General features: G+C 47.3%; 12 protein-coding genes and 4 tRNA genes. 13 read left to right on the plus strand and 3 right to left on the minus strand.

Annotated features, from left to right (window positions below; translation table 11 throughout):
* Positions 1-15: 15 nt before the first annotated feature.
* From AAA946_RS02220 to AAA946_RS02235, 4 genes are all read left to right on the plus strand, one after another.
* Positions 16-447 (plus strand): DUF4426 domain-containing protein, encoded by a 432-nt coding sequence (locus AAA946_RS02220; protein ID WP_338163440.1) that lies wholly within the window; start codon positions 16-18, stop codon positions 445-447.
* A gap of 15 nt (positions 448-462) precedes the next feature.
* On the plus strand, positions 463-1,065 hold the full coding sequence (locus AAA946_RS02225) for an XTP/dITP diphosphatase (RefSeq protein ID WP_338163441.1): 603 nt from the start codon (positions 463-465) through the stop codon (positions 1,063-1,065).
* Between the two features lie 3 nt (positions 1,066-1,068).
* On the plus strand, positions 1,069-2,238 hold the full coding sequence (hemW, locus tag AAA946_RS02230; protein ID WP_338163442.1) for a radical SAM family heme chaperone HemW: 1,170 nt from the start codon (positions 1,069-1,071) through the stop codon (positions 2,236-2,238).
* A 116-nt stretch (positions 2,239-2,354) separates the two neighbouring features.
* On the plus strand, positions 2,355-4,214 hold the full coding sequence (locus AAA946_RS02235) for an LTA synthase family protein (RefSeq protein ID WP_338163443.1): 1,860 nt from the start codon (positions 2,355-2,357) through the stop codon (positions 4,212-4,214).
* A gap of 73 nt (positions 4,215-4,287) precedes the next feature.
* On the opposite strand, the gene glsB is transcribed toward AAA946_RS02235, so the two are convergent.
* The gene (gene glsB / locus AAA946_RS02240) at positions 4,288-5,208 is read right to left on the minus strand and encodes a glutaminase B (protein WP_338163444.1); all 921 of its coding nucleotides are present in this window, start codon (positions 5,206-5,208) and stop codon (positions 4,288-4,290) included.
* Between the two features lie 79 nt (positions 5,209-5,287).
* A complete protein-coding gene (gene trmB / locus AAA946_RS02245) occupies positions 5,288-6,007 on the minus strand; it encodes a tRNA (guanosine(46)-N7)-methyltransferase TrmB (RefSeq protein ID WP_042475833.1) in 720 nt (239 codons plus the stop codon).
* A 153-nt stretch (positions 6,008-6,160) separates the two neighbouring features.
* Between trmB and mutY the strand changes: the two genes are divergently transcribed.
* The 8 genes from mutY (at position 6,161) to AAA946_RS02285 (ending at position 11,006) form a co-directional block, all read left to right on the plus strand.
* On the plus strand, positions 6,161-7,207 hold the full coding sequence (mutY, locus tag AAA946_RS02250; RefSeq protein WP_338163445.1) for an A/G-specific adenine glycosylase: 1,047 nt from the start codon (positions 6,161-6,163) through the stop codon (positions 7,205-7,207).
* Positions 7,208-7,221: 14 nt separating this feature from the next.
* Positions 7,222-7,494 (plus strand): oxidative damage protection protein, encoded by a 273-nt coding sequence (locus AAA946_RS02255; protein WP_112459442.1) that lies wholly within the window; start codon positions 7,222-7,224, stop codon positions 7,492-7,494.
* Between the two features lie 56 nt (positions 7,495-7,550).
* Entirely contained in the window at positions 7,551-8,687 is a 1,137-nt protein-coding gene (gene mltC, locus AAA946_RS02260; RefSeq protein ID WP_338163446.1) for a membrane-bound lytic murein transglycosylase MltC, read from the plus strand.
* A gap of 125 nt (positions 8,688-8,812) precedes the next feature.
* Positions 8,813-8,888, plus strand: a tRNA-Phe gene (locus tag AAA946_RS02265).
* Positions 8,889-8,944: 56 nt separating this feature from the next.
* Positions 8,945-9,020, plus strand: a tRNA-Thr gene (locus AAA946_RS02270).
* 7 nt (positions 9,021-9,027) lie between these two features.
* Positions 9,028-9,103 (plus strand) — tRNA-Phe (locus tag AAA946_RS02275).
* Positions 9,104-9,155: 52 nt separating this feature from the next.
* Positions 9,156-9,231: transfer RNA gene (locus AAA946_RS02280), tRNA-Asn, on the plus strand.
* Between the two features lie 338 nt (positions 9,232-9,569).
* Positions 9,570-11,006: an IS1182 family transposase gene (locus AAA946_RS02285; protein ID WP_338163447.1), complete on the plus strand. Its 1,437-nt coding sequence runs from the start codon at positions 9,570-9,572 to the stop codon at positions 11,004-11,006.
* Between the two features lie 313 nt (positions 11,007-11,319).
* Here AAA946_RS02285 and AAA946_RS02290 read toward each other — a convergent pair whose 3' ends face one another.
* Positions 11,320-12,642: a cation:proton antiporter gene (locus tag AAA946_RS02290; protein ID WP_338163448.1), complete on the minus strand. Its 1,323-nt coding sequence runs from the start codon at positions 12,640-12,642 to the stop codon at positions 11,320-11,322.
* A gap of 289 nt (positions 12,643-12,931) precedes the next feature.
* Between AAA946_RS02290 and metH the strand changes: the two genes are divergently transcribed.
* On the plus strand, positions 12,932-16,639 hold the full coding sequence (gene metH / locus AAA946_RS02295) for a methionine synthase (protein WP_338163449.1): 3,708 nt from the start codon (positions 12,932-12,934) through the stop codon (positions 16,637-16,639).
* Positions 16,640-16,669: the final 30 nt, after the last annotated feature.

A 16,669-nucleotide genomic window follows, 5' to 3' on the forward strand; every position in this document is an offset into this window, starting at 1 on the left:
ACAAGGAGATAGAGGATGAAAAAGTCGTTGTTATTCATCTTTGCCATACTCATGAGCAGCGTCGCTGCTGCTGGTCAGTTCAAAACGATCAAAGATGCGGAAGTACATTACGTGGTGTTTAACTCTACGTTTGTCACGCCAAAGGTTGCTCGCAGTTACGGGTTAAAGCGTAATGAGCACATCGCTACCGTCAATGTAAGCGTGCTCGATCGAGCGAGTGCCGGCAAACCTGCGATGGAAGTCAGCATTAAAGGTGTCGCTAAGAACCTTATTGGTCAAACGAAAACCCTAGAGTTTAAGCAAATTAAAGAGGGAGATGCGATATACTACCTCGCTCAATTTCCGATCGTGAATGAAGAAATGTATAAATTCACGATTGATATCGATGCGGGAAACAAAGGCCGAGGGCCTGTTTCCTTTAGTCAAAAGCTTTATGTAGAACCTTAACCTCGAGACACACTCATGAACAAAAAAATCGTCCTAGCAACAGGTAACCAAGGGAAAGTTAAAGAGATGGCAGACTTGCTGTCTGATTTTGGCTTTGAGGTTCACGCTCAAAGTGAGTTTAATGTGTCTGAGGTAGCCGAAACCGGTACGACGTTCATTGAAAATGCCATCATCAAAGCAAGGCATGCGGCAAAAGAAACGGGTTTTGCTGCGATTGCTGATGACTCTGGTCTAGAAATTGATTACCTAAAAGGTGCTCCGGGTATCTACTCTGCGCGATACTACGGTGAAGGGGCGACAGATAAACTCAATCTAGAAAAAGTACTCAGTGAAATGCAAGGTGTGCCAGAAGAGCAAAGAACGGCGCGTTTTCATTGCGTTCTAGTATTGATGCGCCATGAGAATGACCCGACACCATTGGTTTGTCACGGTAAATGGGAAGGCCGTATTTTGACTGAAGCTTCGGGAGAGAATGGCTTTGGCTACGATCCTATCTTCTTTGTTCCTGAAGAGGGGTGTGCATCGGCAGAGCTTGAACCAGTGCGTAAGAAGCAGCTTTCTCACCGTGGAAAAGCGTTGAAGGCGCTTTTCGCGACGATCAAGGCTCAAGGTCTATAAGCGATGTCCACTCTATCTGCCATTACACCGCCACCACTGAGCCTGTACATTCATATCCCATGGTGTGTGCAAAAATGCCCGTACTGTGACTTTAACTCTCATGCACAGAAAGGAGAGATACCACAGCAGGCATATATTACGGCACTTCTTGAGGATCTCGATGCTGATATCACTCGTTATCAACTTGCTGATGATGAGCGTCCGCTGCACTCGATCTTCATTGGTGGTGGTACGCCAAGCCTGATCGCCCCAGAGCTTATTAAGGAGCTGTTGGATGGAGTAAGACAGCGTATCCCATTTCGTGATGACATCGAAATCACCATGGAAGCCAATCCAGGGACGATTGAGGCCTCGAGGTTCAAACGCTATCAAACTGGCGGCGTGACTCGCATCTCTATTGGCGTTCAAAGCTTCCAGCAGCAAAAGCTTGAGCGCTTAGGTCGTATTCATGGTGAGAGTGAAGCGATCAATGCGGCCAAGCTGGCTCATACCATAGGTTTAAACAGCTTTAACCTAGATTTGATGCACGGACTGCCAGATCAATCGGTAGCCGATGCGCTTAGCGACTTGCAGCAAGCCATTGACCTTGCTCCGCCGCATCTCTCTTGGTATCAGCTAACCATTGAACCGAACACCTTGTTCTATTCGAAACCGCCGACTTTGCCTGATGATGACGATCTTTGGGATATCTATGAGCAAGGCCATAAGATGCTCGAAGAAGCAGGCTATCAGCAATATGAAGTCTCCGGCTACAGTAAGCCAGGTTATCAATGTCAGCATAATCTGAACTACTGGCGATTTGGTGACTACCTCGGAATTGGGTGCGGTGCACATGGCAAGTTGAGTTTTTCAGATGGTCGTATTGTGCGAACCACTAAGGTTAAGCACCCCAGAGGCTACCTCAATATGCTTAAACCTTACTTGGATACAGAGACCGAAGTCGACGCTCAAGATAGGCCGTTTGAGTTCTTCATTAATCGTCTACGCCTGTTGGAAGCTTGTCCTAAGACGGAGTTTACCGAGCGTACCGGATTGAGTTTGAGCGCTATTGAGGCTCCGATGACGCACTGCATCGATAATGGCTATATTGATGATTTAGGTGATGACTGGATAGTGACCGAGAAAGGTAAGCTGTTTCTAAACGATGTATTAGAGCAATTTGAATTGGACTGATGACCAACGCTTACCGTAACTTACTTCTGCTGACGTAGCAGTTTGACTACAATTCGCGCCCAGGACGATATTTTACTGTAAGGAAGCAGTAACCTGTTGAAATTACTGGGCACAATATGATCCTTTCTTTAGCAAAAATTGTCGTGATGCTGGCACTATTGTCGGTTGTTTCTAAAGTTACTTTTCTTGGTTGGTATGAAATCAACTATTCAGATACATTATTGTTAGAGTTTCTGAACGCCGTTATTTGGGGCGTACGATTCGACCTGACGGTCTCTCTCCTTCTGACTGGCTTGAGTTTACTTCTGCTCACTCCATTTGCCCACTTTAAGCGATTGTATCAAGGTTTGTTTCACACGTGGCTACTCGTTTGTGGTGCATGGATCATTTTCTCAACCATGGGCGATACTATATACCTTAGCCAAGCAAACCGTCATGTTACGGTTGATTTGCACCTCGGTAAGGGAATGGAATTTGAGCTGCTATCAACCGTCGCTACTCAGTTTTCAGGTCTCATCATCATCGCATTAACGATGTTAATTGTTTTTGCTGTGCTGCTACGTAAGTTCCCTCAAAAGATAACGTTCAGCCCACGTTGGTATCAATCAGCCTCTGTTGCACTGATGTTTGTTGTTGCCGTTGTAGCAGCAGTGCGCGGCGGTTTTAGTGACAAACCACAAACACCTATGTATGCCTATAAAATTGGTGATATCAACCAGGCTCGTATTGCCTGGAGTGCGCCTTATGCGATTACCTACTACTCGCTGGTGGGAGAAGATAAATCAGGTCATCGCTGGACGCCAGAGCAAAACGCGAATCAAATGGCTGAGCTTAAAACGAAAGTGAACCCTAAACCGAAAACTCGGGTTAATCGACTTAAGCAGCATGATGTGGTGCTAGTCCTATTGGAAAGCTGGACTGCCTACGACATGCAAAGCTATGGCTCTGATGTCAATGCCACCCCGAACTTTGACGCATTACGAGATAAGTCGTTATCGACAGAGGCGTTTTACTCCAATGGTTTTCGAACTGTGGAAGGTGTGTTTGCTACCATGTGTTCGCAGCCCAACCCGGTTGGCGGTAGTGTGGCAGGAACTCGCCTAGAGAGCATGCCATACCGCTGTTTACCGCAATTACTGAAAGAGCGCGGCTGGGAAACATCTTTTGTTCAAGGTAGTGGTCAGGGCATGGTAGGCGCATTTGCCCAATCGCTAGGATTTAGCGACTCTTACGGTAAGTTTGACTACCCAGATAAAGGGCAAGATCAAAACTATTGGGGCTATATGGATGATGGGATTTACGACTTCGCGTTGGATAAATTAGCGCAAGCAGGTGACGCCCCTCAGTTTGTCGCGATTAACACAGGTACCACACACGATAGCTACCTCCCGAATGAATCCGATTATGTGTTTGGAGATGCAACAGAAGATCAAACACGCCGCAGTGTATTGCACCATGCGGATCAGTCTCTGGGACGTTTTGTTGAACGTTTGAAAGCGCAAACTAAGCGACCAACGCTCTTAGTGCTGGTGGCTGACCACACCATGGTGGGGGCGAAAAACGATCTTAGACACGTTTCAATTCCGTTTTTGATCCATGGTATCAATATGGACATCCCGACAGGTACGTTACCGTTCTCTGCATCTCACAAAGATGTCGCGCCAACTGTGGTCGAACTGTTAGGAGGGCAAGTCGGTTGGTTCTCTGGACAAAGTCTCTTGGCGAAAAACTACCAAGAGGGTGCAGATTTTACAGTGAATAACCAGTTCTACTGGTTAGCCAATGACAAAATGATCCGAATTAATGCCGAAAGCGGCCAAAAAGAGGCGTGTTATCGTGTAGGTAGCGATAGCATCAGTTTGAAATCATTTGATTGTAGTGAGTCGAAACGCACCAAAGCCATGTATGAAAGTGGTCTCAATTACCTGCTCTACAGTCAGCAGCACTTGTTTGATGGCAGTACTGCACGCTACTAGTGCTTGGTTGCTATAGATAAAAAAGAAGCTGGTGGAGACCAGCTTCTTTTGTTTTCAACCGTTGAAAACGGAATCAGAAAATTGAGCGACCGATTCGCTCAGAAAGCATTTCTAATGCGCGAGTGCCAGCGAGAGAGTTGCCAGACTTATCAAGTTCAGGTGACCATACTGCAATGGTCATCTCACCCGGTACTATGGCGATAATGCCGCCGCCAACCCCTGACTTACCAGGCATACCTACGCGGTAGGCAAACTCACCAGCACCATCATACAGACCACAGGTCGCCAGCAACGCATTGAGTTGCTTGGTTTGTGTTGGTGTGATGATCTGCTTTTTGGTGTTGACCGACTGCCCTTGGTTGGCAAGGTAGCTGAAGGTTTTCGCAAGATCGACACAGTTCATCTTCAGCGCGCACGCGTGAAAATAGTTATTGAGTACCGGGATCACATCATTGTTGAAGTTGCCAAATGAGCGCATCAGATAGGCGATGGCCGCGTTACGGTCGCTGTGCATCATCTCCGAGGCGGCAACAACTTTATCGTAGACAATATGGCTGTCCCCCGACAATACACGCACAAACTCCAATAAGCGCTGTCTCGGGGCTGATAAGCGACTTTGTAGTAAGTCAGCAACCACGATAGCACCCGCGTTGATAAATGGGTTGCGAGGGATACCTTGCTCCATTTCAAGCTGGATCAGCGAGTTAAAAGCTTGTCCCGATGGCTCTTTGCCAACGCGCTGCCAGATTTCTTCTGGCTTATAGAGCATCATGGCGAGCGTTAGACTCAAAGCTTTCGAAATTGACTGAATAGAGAAGTTTTCTTCTGCATCACCTGCCGTGATCACTTCACCTTCATTGGTGTAGACCGCGATCCCCAATTTGTTATTCGGCACATTAGCAAGCGCTGGAATGTAATCGGCGACTTTGCCTTGGCCAATTAGCGGTTTAACTTCGCTTAAAATGGTTGAAAGGATCTGTTTTGTTGGTTTCATGGTTATTGTTCTCCCAACATGAGCGCTAAAAAAAGCCAACGTTAGGTTGGCTTTTCGTCAATTAAATTTCGCAGCTTGCTTACGCAGTGCGACGATATTTGATATCCCAAACACCATGACCTAGACGGTGACCACGAGCTTCAAACTTCGTCAGTGGACGTTCTTCTGGACGCGGTACGAAATCACCATCAGTAGCAATGTTTTCAAAGCCTGGTGCTTCGTTCATCACTTCTACCATGTGCTCAGCGTAGTTTTCCCAGTCAGTGGCCATGTGGAAAATACCAGATTCAGGGATAAGCTTAGTTCTCACCATTTCAGCAAAGTCTAGCTGAACAATGCGGCGCTTGTGGTGGCGCTTTTTGTGCCATGGGTCAGGGAAGAACAGTTGCAGTGTGCTCAGGCTGCCTTCTGGGATCATATTCGCAAACACTTCGACCGCATCGTGACACATTACACGTAGGTTAGTCACGCCAGCATCACGCGCAGAAGAAAGGCAAGCACCAACGCCTGGGCTGTGTACTTCAATACCGATAAAGTTCTTCTCTGGTGCGTTCTTTGCCATTTCAACGAGCGAAGCGCCCATACCGAAACCAATCTCTAGAACCACAGGGTTGTTGTTGCCAAATACCTGTTCCCAGTCGAGTAGTGACTCTTGATAATCAATACCCATCGTTGGCCAGCACGCTTCCATCGCCGCTTCTTGGCCTTTTGTTAGACGTCCTTCGCGACGAACAAAACTGCGAACTTTGCGAATCAGTTTGCCATCTTCAGTGTATTCGTTAGTAGTCACTTCACTCATTGGTTTAGCCTGTTCATTCAATAATCAGAGCGGGAATTATCCAAAGAATTTGCTATCAAGCAAGCATTATCGGATCAGAAATTCACGCGGTTTTACTTCTGTTACTAAGTGTGGTGCAATTTCCGGCAAATTATAAGAGAGAAGAGAAACATTGTGACGCCTTTTGCACGCTCAATATTAGACTGGTACGACAAATTTGGTCGTAAGCAGTTGCCGTGGCAGCAAGACAAAACCGCCTATAAAGTGTGGCTGTCTGAGATCATGCTGCAGCAAACCCAAGTGGCGACCGTTATTCCATACTACGAGCGATTTCTAGAGCACTTCCCAACAGTCGAGTCTTTAGCCAATGCGCCGCAAGATGAAGTGCTGCACCTTTGGACGGGGCTCGGTTACTACGCCAGAGCTCGCAACCTGCATAAAGCCGCCAAAGTGGTTGTAGAGCAACACGGAGGCGAGTTTCCGTTAACGCTAGAAGAAATGAACGCATTGCCGGGTGTTGGTCGCTCAACCGCTGCTGCAGTGTTGTCTTCGGTTCATAAATTGCCGCATGCGATTCTCGATGGGAACGTAAAGCGAACGCTGGCTCGCAGTTTTGCTGTCGAGGGGTGGCCTGGGCAGAAGAAAGTAGAAAATCAATTATGGGACATTGCTGAGCAGCATACGCCGGATATTGATACCGATAAGTACAACCAAGCCATGATGGATATGGGAGCCATGGTGTGTACGCGCAGTAAGCCGAAATGCACACTGTGCCCAATCGAGTCTCTTTGTGCGTCGAATAAACAGGGTAATCCGCTTGATTATCCAGGTAAAAAGCCTAAGAAACAGAAGCCAGAGAAAGAAACTTGGTTTGTGATTGTTAAGCACAACCAAGAACTCTGGCTTGCTCAGCGTCCGCAAACAGGCATATGGGGAGGGCTATTTTGTTTCCCTGAAAGTCCTACAGCCGATATTGAGCCGGTACTTGAAGGGTTAGGCATTCATGAGGCCATGATAGCCTCTACGGACGTTGAGATAGCGTTTAGACATACCTTTAGCCATTACCACCTTGATATCACTCCCATCGTCGTGACGCTGAACCAGCTTCCGACAATGATGATGGAACCGACTAAAGGTCTTTGGTATAACATTACCCAACCAGAAAAGGTGGGGCTAGCTGCGCCAGTAAAGCAGCTTATTGACACCTTACAACGATATTAATTGAGGATAACATTATGAGCCGTATGGTTTTTTGTGCTCGTCTACAGAAAGATGCTGAAGGCCTAGACTTTCAACTGTACCCAGGTGAACTAGGGAAGCGTATCTTCGATAACATCTCTAAACAAGCGTGGGCGGAGTGGCAATCTAAGCAGACGATGCTGATCAATGAAAAGAAGCTGAATATGATGGATCCTGAGCATCGTAAACTGCTTGAAGCTGAGATGGTAAGCTTTCTATTTGAAGGCAAAGATGTCGTTATCGACGGCTATACACCGCCATCTGAGTAATTGACAAAGGAATGAAGCAAGCACCACCTCACGGGTGGTGTTTTTAAATGGTATCTATGAAGAAGCTAATCTATTTTTTAACGCCGTTGCTATTGCTCGGTTGCAGTCGTGAGTTCATCGAAAAAATCTACGATGTGAACTACGAACCAACCAACCGTTTTGCTAAGAACTTGGCTCAACTGCCTGGCCAGTATGTCAAAGATGTTGCCGCGCTTGATGCGCTCATCAGCAGCTTTAATGGCAACATTGAGAAGCGATGGGGTAGCAGTGAAATTAAAGTCGCGGGTAAAAGCAACTACGTTAAATACATAGATAACTATTTGAGCCGAGCTGAGGTTAACTTTAGCAAAGGTTTGATCACTATAGAGACGGTTTCCCCAACGGAACCTGAAAAGCACCTTAAAACGGCCATTGTGACCACGCTGCTTACCCCAGACGATCCGTCCAGCGTTGACTTGTTCTCGTCAAAAGGCATTACCTTGGAAGGTCAGCCGTTTTTGTACAATCAGGTCGTGGATCAAGAGAAAAAGCCCATTCAATGGACTTGGCGCGCGAATCGTTTTGCTGACTACCTGATTGCCAACAAGCTCAAAACCAAGAATGTAGATTACAAGAAGGCGTACTACGTTGAGATCCCTATGGTGGCGGATCACTTCAAACAGCGTAGTTACCAGTATTCGGATATTGTTCGTCGTGCATCTCAACGCTATGACATTCCTGAAGACTTGATTTACGCCATCATCAAGACCGAAAGTAGTTTTAATCCCTATGCGGTGAGCTGGGCCAATGCCTATGGCTTGATGCAGGTGGTGCCGAAGACCGCAGGGCGAGATGTATTCAAGCTGGTAAAGAACAAGCCCGGACAACCCACACCGGAGTACCTGTTCAATCCAGAGCAGAACATTGATACCGGTACTGCGTATTTCTATATTCTGAAGAATCGCTACCTTCGTGCTGTGCGTCATCCTCTGTCGCTGGAGTACAGTATGATATCGGCATACAACGGTGGTACGGGTGGCGTATTGAACACCTTCCACCGAACAGACAGAAAGCGGGCGATGAACGATCTGAACTCTTTGCAGCCGAGTCAGGTTTACTGGGCGCTGACCAAAAAGCACCCAAATGCAGAAGCACGTCGTTATTTAGAGAAAGTAACTAAATTCAAAAAAGATTTTAATGCTGGAAAAGGCTAATTTTGCCAAATTTGCCTAAAACAAATACGATTCGCTGAAAAATGCAGCGCTTGAACGCTTTTTTAAAGTTTTTTTCAAAAAAGCGTTGACGGGAGGACCGAAAATCCGTTTAATAGCGCCCCGTTGCCCGGATAGCTCAGTCGGTAGAGCAGAGGATTGAAAATCCTCGTGTCGGTGGTTCGATTCCGCCTCCGGGCACCACAATTTAGATTGTTGGTGCTGTTAACAGAAGCACGAGCAATAACAAATAAAGTGTCGCCGACTTAGCTCAGTAGGTAGAGCAACTGACTTGTAATCAGTAGGTCACCAGTTCGATTCCGGTAGTCGGCACCATTTATTTGCCTCGATAGCTCAGTTGGTAGAGCAGCGGATTGAAAATCCGCGTGTCGGTGGTTCGACTCCGCCTCGAGGCACCATTATTTGGTGTTAAGCTGATAATGGTCTTACGACCTAGCTTGCACAAATAATTCCCCCTTAGTTCAGTTGGTAGAACGGCGGACTGTTAATCCGTATGTCGCAGGTTCGAGTCCCGCAGGGGGAGCCACCTTAAAGAAAGCCGCATCGAAAGATGCGGCTTTTTTGCATTTGATGCTCCCAAGCTTTGCAAGCTTGATGTCGCAGACCTAGGCGGCCCCGTACGAGTCCCGCAGGGGGAGCCACTTTAAAAAAGGCCGTATCGAAAGATACGGCCTTTTTGCATTTGATGCTCCCAAGCTTTGCAAGCTTGATGTCGCAGACCTGGGCGGCCCCGTACGAGTCCCGCAGGGGGAGCCACTTTAAAAAAGGCCGTATCGAAAGATACGGCTCAGACTGCTGACAAAGGTCTAGCTTTCAAGCTAGACCTTTGATCTAATAGGAGTATCGAAATATGGATACTCCGATATGCTTCAAAAACCTTCTCCTCAGCAATACGAACTCGAAATGGTAACCATGGAACAGCTCGTTCCACAGAATCATCTCGTTCGTAAAATTGATAATGCCATCGACTTCGAGTTCATCAGAGACGAAGTGGCACATCTATACTGCAAAGATAATGGCCGCCCACCCGTAGACCCTGTGCGTTTATTCAAAATCATTCTGCTTGGCTACCTATTCGGCATCAAAAGTGAGCGCCAACTGGTCAAAGAAATTGAAGTGAACGTCGCTTATCGTTGGTTCTTACGAATGTCACTGACCGAAAAAGTTATCCATGCTTCGACGTTAAGCCAGAACCGAATTCGACGCTTCAATGGTACTGACGTCTTTGAGCGCATCTTCAACAACATAGTGCTTCAAGCGATGGAGAAAGGCTTAGTCGCAGGACAGGAGCTCTTCACTGACAGTACACACCTTAAAGCCAATGCTAACAAGAACAAGCACATGAATCGTCTGCGTCCAGTTAGTGCAGGCGCTTATCTTGATATGCTGAATGAAGATGTGGCTGCAGACCGAGAATCTGAAGGTAAAAATCCATTCAAAGAGACGCCACCAAAGACAGACGTCAAAAACACTAAAGTCAGCACCACCGACCCTGAAAGTGGCTTTATGACACGAGACAATAAGCCTCAAGGCTTCTTCTATCTTGACCACCGAACCGTGGATGGTAAGCACGGTATCATCGTAGACACATACGCAACACCGGGGAATGTGAATGACTCACAGCCCTATATCCGTCGTCTCGATCACACACTAGAGCAGTTCAACCTCAATCCTATCGCAGTTGGTATCGATGCAGGTTACTTCACTGCGCCTGTTGCTGAATCACTCGAGCGCCGCAGTATATTAGGTGTGTTCGGGTATCGCCGCCCATCAAGAACTAAGAACAAATTTAAGAAGAAAGACTTCAAATACCAAAAAGAGACCGATACCTATCGCTGTCCAGAAGGGCAAGAACTTATCTATAAAACCACAACACGCGCAGGCTATCGCTCATACGCTTCAGACCCGAAACAATGTGCGTTTTGCCCCGTTCGGGACGACTGTACTAAGAGTGAAAATATGCAGAAGGTCATAACGCGTCACCTTTATAGTGAGACGGTGGAGCGAGCCAATCAAATGCGACTCTCTAGCTACGGAAAGAAGACGTATCGGAGGCGAAGTGAAACAGTAGAACGAAGCTTCGCCGATGCAAAACAACACCATGGCCACCGTTACGCGCGCTACCGCGGTCTCGCAAAAGTGCAAATGCAATGTTGGTTAGCCGCTGCCGCTCAAAACATCAAGAAGATAGCGTTGGTGGTGAGCTATCTGCGAAAAATGGGCCTAAATAAGGCAGAAATAAGTCAAATACTAGCCTCTGTATGCCGATTTAAGCCTTACTCACTTCAGAACGCTATCTAACAAAAGATATCGCGATCGCGGCCTACGGCCGCTCCGAAAAAAGAACCCCGCTTGAAAAAGCGGGGTTCGTCAGCAATCTGGGCCGTATCGAAAGATACGGCTTTTTTGCATTTGATGCTCCCAAGCTTTGCAAGCTTGATGTCGCAGACCTAGGCGGCCCCGTACGAGTCCTGTAGGGGGAGCCACTTTAAAGAAGGCCGTATCGAAAGATGCGGCTTTTTTGCATTTTTAATTCCCAAACTTTTTTGTCCATTCCGTAAAGCAATAAAAAAGCCCCGCAAATTCTGCGAGGCCAATTTGAGTCAACTGGTTGCTAATCCTGCTGAGTTTTTATCTCGCCCTCAGGTTGCGTTTCTTTCTGCATCTCTTTCTCAGCTAATTTGGCCTTCTCAATCATAGGTGTGATGGTTGAGCCTTGAATCAAGATAGAGAACACCACCACGGAGTAGGTCATGACCATGATGATTTCTTTCACATCGATAAGCTTATCTTCGATCACCCAGATTCCTGATGGGATAGACAGTGCCATCGCCAGTGCCAGACCTCCGCGTAAGCCTCCCCAAGTGAGAATTCGCACTGACCAAGGGTTGTAGCGACGATAGCGCTTAAAACCAACGTAGGCTAACGCGACGCTTAAATAGCGCGCGCAAAGCACAAGAGGTACAGAGATGGCCATCATGATCCAGTCTTCTTGGTGGAATTGGAACAGCAGCATCGACATACCAATAAGCAGAAATAGCACGCCATTTAAGAACTCATCAACAAGCTCCCAAAAGTGGTCAAGGTGCTCCTCTGATTCTTTCGAGAATCCAATGTAGCGGGTCCAGTTGCCAATCATGATGCCAGACACCACCATGGAGAGAGGGCCGGATACGTGAAGGAACTCGGCAAAAGCATACCCTGCAGTTGGGATACCTATGGTGAGTAGCAACTCCATCGAGTGATCGTCGGTTGAGCTTATGAGGTAATGGAACACCAGACCGAGCGCAAAGCCATAAACAATGCCACCAATGGCTTCTTGTAAGAATAATGCAGTAACGCTGCCTACAGTTGGTGCTTCCGTGCCGAAAGCAATGGTAAATAGGGTAACAAAGATCACCAACCCAAAGCCGTCATTGAACAGAGACTCACCCTCTACTTGGGTAGAAATGCGCTGAGGCGCATCCAGCTTCTTAACGATAGCGAGCACGGCAATGGGGTCGGTAGGTGAAATCAGTGCACCAAACAACAGACAGTAGATAAGACCAAAATCAATCCCGATCAGTAAGCAGAACCCATACAGAACAAAACCGATGAAGAACGTAGAGAATAAAGTCGCAGCCAACGCAAGAACTGTGATTTCCCATTTCTGATCTTTCAGGTAAGGAAGTTTGATACCTAAACCACCGGCAAACAATAGAAAGCCAAGAATGCCCTGCAGTAGAAAGTCTTCAAAATCGATGTCAGCGACGGTTTCTGTCGCGAGCTCGGTTAAATGAAACCAATCATTTTGACCTGCGACTAAGATGAGCAGTGATAGCATCATTGCCCCAGCAGTTATTGCGATGGTGGTTTGCATTTTACCTATCTTGCTGTTTATTAGAGCAATTAGCATGGCTGCCGCGGATAAAAAGCACAAAGTCTGATAGACGGACATCACTTCACCTAGATATGTAAATAAATGTTAATGGGATTTTGTTCTTCTCACTCATGAATATCAATCTCTATTTGCTAATTTATTTGTCAAATCTATATTTTGATGTGGCTTGAGCGGGGTCGTTGCTTTTTATTCGTTCCGTTGACTAACTCGACGACGAACGACTTGTTTCTGCTTCGAGAGTCCGATAGTTTGAAGGGATAACAAGTCAGTAAAGATTTTTTAGACGTCTAGATTTCTAAAAAATCTGTGATACGATGACAGCATTAGCAAGGAATGAGGCAGTATCGTGGGAAGTAGTAAGTACGTTGAAAGCAGTCATGCTCAAGGTAAGAAATCGCAGATAGAAAATCAGCTCAAGCAGCGAATTCTTTTGATCGATGGTGGTATGGGCACCATGATCCAAGGATACAAGCTTGAAGAAGAGGACTATCGCGGTGAGCGTTTTGCAGAGTGGCAGTGTGATCTTAAAGGTAACAATGATCTTTTAGTTTTAACTCAGCCAGATCTTATTAAAGAGATCCATAGCGGTTACCTAGAAGCGGGTGCGGATATTCTTGAAACCAACACTTTCAACGCCACTACAATCGCTATGGCCGATTATGAGATGGAATCGCTGAGTGAGGAAATCAACTACGAAGCGGCCAGACTTGCCAGAATCGCTGCCGATGAGTGGACAGCCAAAACGCCAGAACGCCCTCGTTATGTCGCCGGTGTACTTGGCCCAACCAACCGTACCTGTTCAATCTCTCCTGATGTAAATGATCCAGGCTACCGTAATGTTAGTTTTGATGAGCTGGTGGAAGCGTATTCTGAATCCACTCGCGCGCTGATTCGCGGTGGCAGTGACTTAATTCTTATTGAAACCATCTTCGATACCCTAAATGCAAAAGCCTGTTCGTTTGCGGTTGAATCGGTATTTGAAGAGCTAGGCATTGAGCTTCCAGTGATGATCTCAGGTACCATCACCGATGCGTCTGGTCGTACGCTTTCAGGGCAAACCACTGAGGCTTTCTACAACGCACTGCGCCACGTGCAGCCACTCTCTTTCGGTCTTAACTGTGCACTTGGCCCTGATGAGCTAAGACAGTATGTTGAAGAGATGTCACGCATCTCTGAAGGTTTCGTCTCTGCGCACCCGAATGCTGGTCTACCGAATGCCTTTGGTGAATACGACCTGTCCCCTGAAGACATGGCAGAGCATATCGGCGAATGGGCACGAAGTGGCTTCCTAAACCTAGTGGGTGGCTGTTGTGGTACCACGCCTGAGCATATTCGTCAGATGGCAAAGGCCGTTGAGGGAGTGACGCCACGTCCACTACCTGAACTGCCTGTCGCTTGTCGACTATCCGGTCTAGAGCCGCTAACCATTGAAAAAGAATCCCTATTCATCAACGTTGGTGAACGTACCAACGTGACAGGTTCTGCTCGCTTTAAGCGTCTTATCAAAGAAGAGCTGTATGATGAAGCGTTAGAAGTGGCTCGTCAGCAAGTTGAGAATGGCGCGCAGATCATCGATATCAACATGGATGAAGGCATGCTTGATGCCGAAGCCTGTATGGTTCGATTCCTCAATCTTTGTGCTTCTGAGCCAGAGATCTCCAAAGTGCCTATCATGGTTGATTCTTCTAAGTGGGAAGTCATCGAGGCGGGTCTTAAGTGTATCCAAGGTAAAGGCATTGTTAACTCCATCTCGCTAAAAGAAGGCAAAGAGAAGTTTGTTGAGCAAGCGAAGCTGATCCGCCGTTATGGCGCGGCGGTTATCGTGATGGCGTTTGACGAAGTGGGTCAGGCGGAAACTCGCGAGCGCAAGCTAGAAATCTGTACCAATGCCTATCGTATTCTTGTAGATGAAGTCGGCTTCCCACCAGAAGACATCATCTTTGACCCGAATATCTTCGCGGTGGCGACAGGTATTGAAGAGCACAATAACTACGCAGTCGACTTTATCGAAGCGGTAGCAGACATCAAACGTGACCTGCCACACGCAATGATCTCCGGTGGTGTCTCCAACGTTTCCTTCTCATTCCGTGGTAACAACTATGTACGTGAAGCGATCCATGCCGTGTTCCTGTACCACTGTTTCAAGAACGGTATGGATATGGGTATCGTTAATGCCGGTCAGCTCGAGATCTACGATAACGTTCCTGACAAACTGCGTGAAGCGGTAGAAGATGTCGTACTCAACCGTCGTGATGATGGTACTGAGCGCCTGCTTGATATTGCTGCTGAATACGCCAATAAAGGCGTTGGTAAAGAAGATGATGCCAGTGCACTAGAGTGGCGCACATGGCCAGTAGAAAAGCGCCTAGAGCATGCTCTGGTTAAAGGCATCACTGAGTTCATCGTCGAAGATACCGAAGAAGCGCGCGTCAATGCCTCAAAACCTCTCGAGGTAATTGAAGGCCCACTAATGGATGGTATGAACGTGGTCGGTGACCTATTTGGTGAAGGTAAGATGTTCCTTCCTCAGGTAGTAAAATCGGCTCGTGTTATGAAGCAGGCCGTAGCGCACCTTGAGCCATTTATTAACGCCTCCAAACAAGCGGGTTCGAGTAACGGTAAGATCCTTCTGGCGACCGTTAAGGGTGATGTTCACGATATCGGTAAGAACATCGTTGGCGTGGTTTTGCAGTGTAACAACTACGAGATCATCGATCTTGGTGTCATGGTGCCTTGTGAGAAGATCCTTAAAGTCGCCAAAGAAGAAAACGTCGACATCATTGGTCTGTCTGGTCTCATCACACCATCGCTTGATGAAATGGTTCACGTTGCTAAAGAGATGGAGCGTCAAGGCTTCGACTTGCCACTCTTGATTGGCGGCGCGACGACATCCAAAGCGCATACTGCGGTTAAGATTGAGCAGAACTACAGTGAGCCAGTGGTATACGTGAATAACGCATCACGAGCAGTTGGCGTATGTACTTCGCTACTTTCTAACGAACTAAAACCTGCGTTTGTTGAGAAGCTAGATCTCGATTATGAACGCGTTCGTGACCAGCATAACCGCAAGAAGCCACGTACTAAGCCAGTGACGTTGGAAAAAGCGCGTGCAAACAAGGTCGACATCGATTGGCAGAACTACACACCGCCAAAACCGGCTAAACCGGGCGTGCACGTGTTTGAAAACTTTGATGTGGCGATACTGCGTAATTACATCGACTGGACACCATTCTTCATGACTTGGTCGCTGGTGGGCAAGTACCCAGCCATTCTAGAACATGAAGAAGTGGGTGAAGAGGCGAAGCGTTTGTACAAAGACGCTAACGACCTACTCGATCGTGTTGAGCGTGAAGGGTTGTTAAAAGCAGCGGGCATGTGCGCACTGTTCCCTGCAGCGTCTGTGGGTGACGACATCGAAGTTTATACCGATGAAACACGCAGTGAAGTTCGCACTGTGCTTCATAACCTTCGTCAGCAGACTGAGAAGCCAAAAGGTTTCAACTACTGTCTATCGGATTACATTGCGCCAAAAGAGAGTGGCAAGCAAGATTGGATTGGCGCCTTTGCGGTAACCGGCGGCATTGGCGAGCGTGAACTTGCCGATGAATACAAGGCGCAAGGTGATGACTACAATGCCATCATGATCCAAGCGGTAGCTGATCGATTGGCGGAAGCTTTTGCTGAGTACCTGCACGAGAAAGTGCGTAAAGAGATCTGGGGCTACTCTGCGGATGAAGCGTTGTCGAATGACGACCTTATTCGCGAGAAATACCAAGGTATTCGTCCGGCACCAGGTTACCCTGCGTGTCCAGAGCACACAGAGAAGGGGTCGCTTTGGGAAATGCTGAATGTAGAGGAAACTATTGGCATGTCACTCACCACAAGCTATGCGATGTGGCCAGGTGCTTCAGTCTCCGGTTGGTACTTCTCACACCCTGATTCTCGCTACTTTGCGATTGCGCAAATTCAGCAAGACCAAGTAGATAGCTACGCTGACCGTAAGGGTTGGAGCTTAGAAGAAGCTGAGAAGTGGCTTGGTCCTAACATCAACTAGCGTTGAGAGCTTATAAAGCAAAACGGCACC

Origin of the sequence: Vibrio sp. 10N (assembly GCF_036245475.1) — a bacterium.
In the GTDB taxonomy this organism is placed as follows: Bacteria; Pseudomonadota; Gammaproteobacteria; order Enterobacterales; family Vibrionaceae; genus Vibrio.

What these genes read in the sequence shown, in the direction of transcription:
- AAA946_RS02225 (WP_338163441.1), top strand. Translation starts at nt 463, where the DNA reads ATGAACAAAAAAATCGTCCTAGCAACAGGTAACCAAGGGAAAGTTAAA.
- mltC (WP_338163446.1), top strand. Translation starts at nt 7,551, where the DNA reads ATGAAGAAGCTAATCTATTTTTTAACGCCGTTGCTATTGCTCGGTTGC.
- AAA946_RS02255 (WP_112459442.1), top strand. Translation starts at nt 7,222, where the DNA reads ATGAGCCGTATGGTTTTTTGTGCTCGTCTACAGAAAGATGCTGAAGGC.
- hemW (WP_338163442.1), top strand. Translation starts at nt 1,069, where the DNA reads ATGTCCACTCTATCTGCCATTACACCGCCACCACTGAGCCTGTACATT.
- glsB (WP_338163444.1), bottom strand. Translation starts at nt 5,208, where the DNA reads ATGAAACCAACAAAACAGATCCTTTCAACCATTTTAAGCGAAGTTAAA.
- AAA946_RS02235 (WP_338163443.1), top strand. Translation starts at nt 2,355, where the DNA reads ATGATCCTTTCTTTAGCAAAAATTGTCGTGATGCTGGCACTATTGTCG.
- AAA946_RS02285 (WP_338163447.1), top strand. Translation starts at nt 9,570, where the DNA reads ATGCTTCAAAAACCTTCTCCTCAGCAATACGAACTCGAAATGGTAACC.
- AAA946_RS02220 (WP_338163440.1), top strand. Translation starts at nt 16, where the DNA reads ATGAAAAAGTCGTTGTTATTCATCTTTGCCATACTCATGAGCAGCGTC.
- AAA946_RS02290 (WP_338163448.1), bottom strand. Translation starts at nt 12,642, where the DNA reads ATGTCCGTCTATCAGACTTTGTGCTTTTTATCCGCGGCAGCCATGCTA.
- trmB (WP_042475833.1), bottom strand. Translation starts at nt 6,007, where the DNA reads ATGAGTGAAGTGACTACTAACGAATACACTGAAGATGGCAAACTGATT.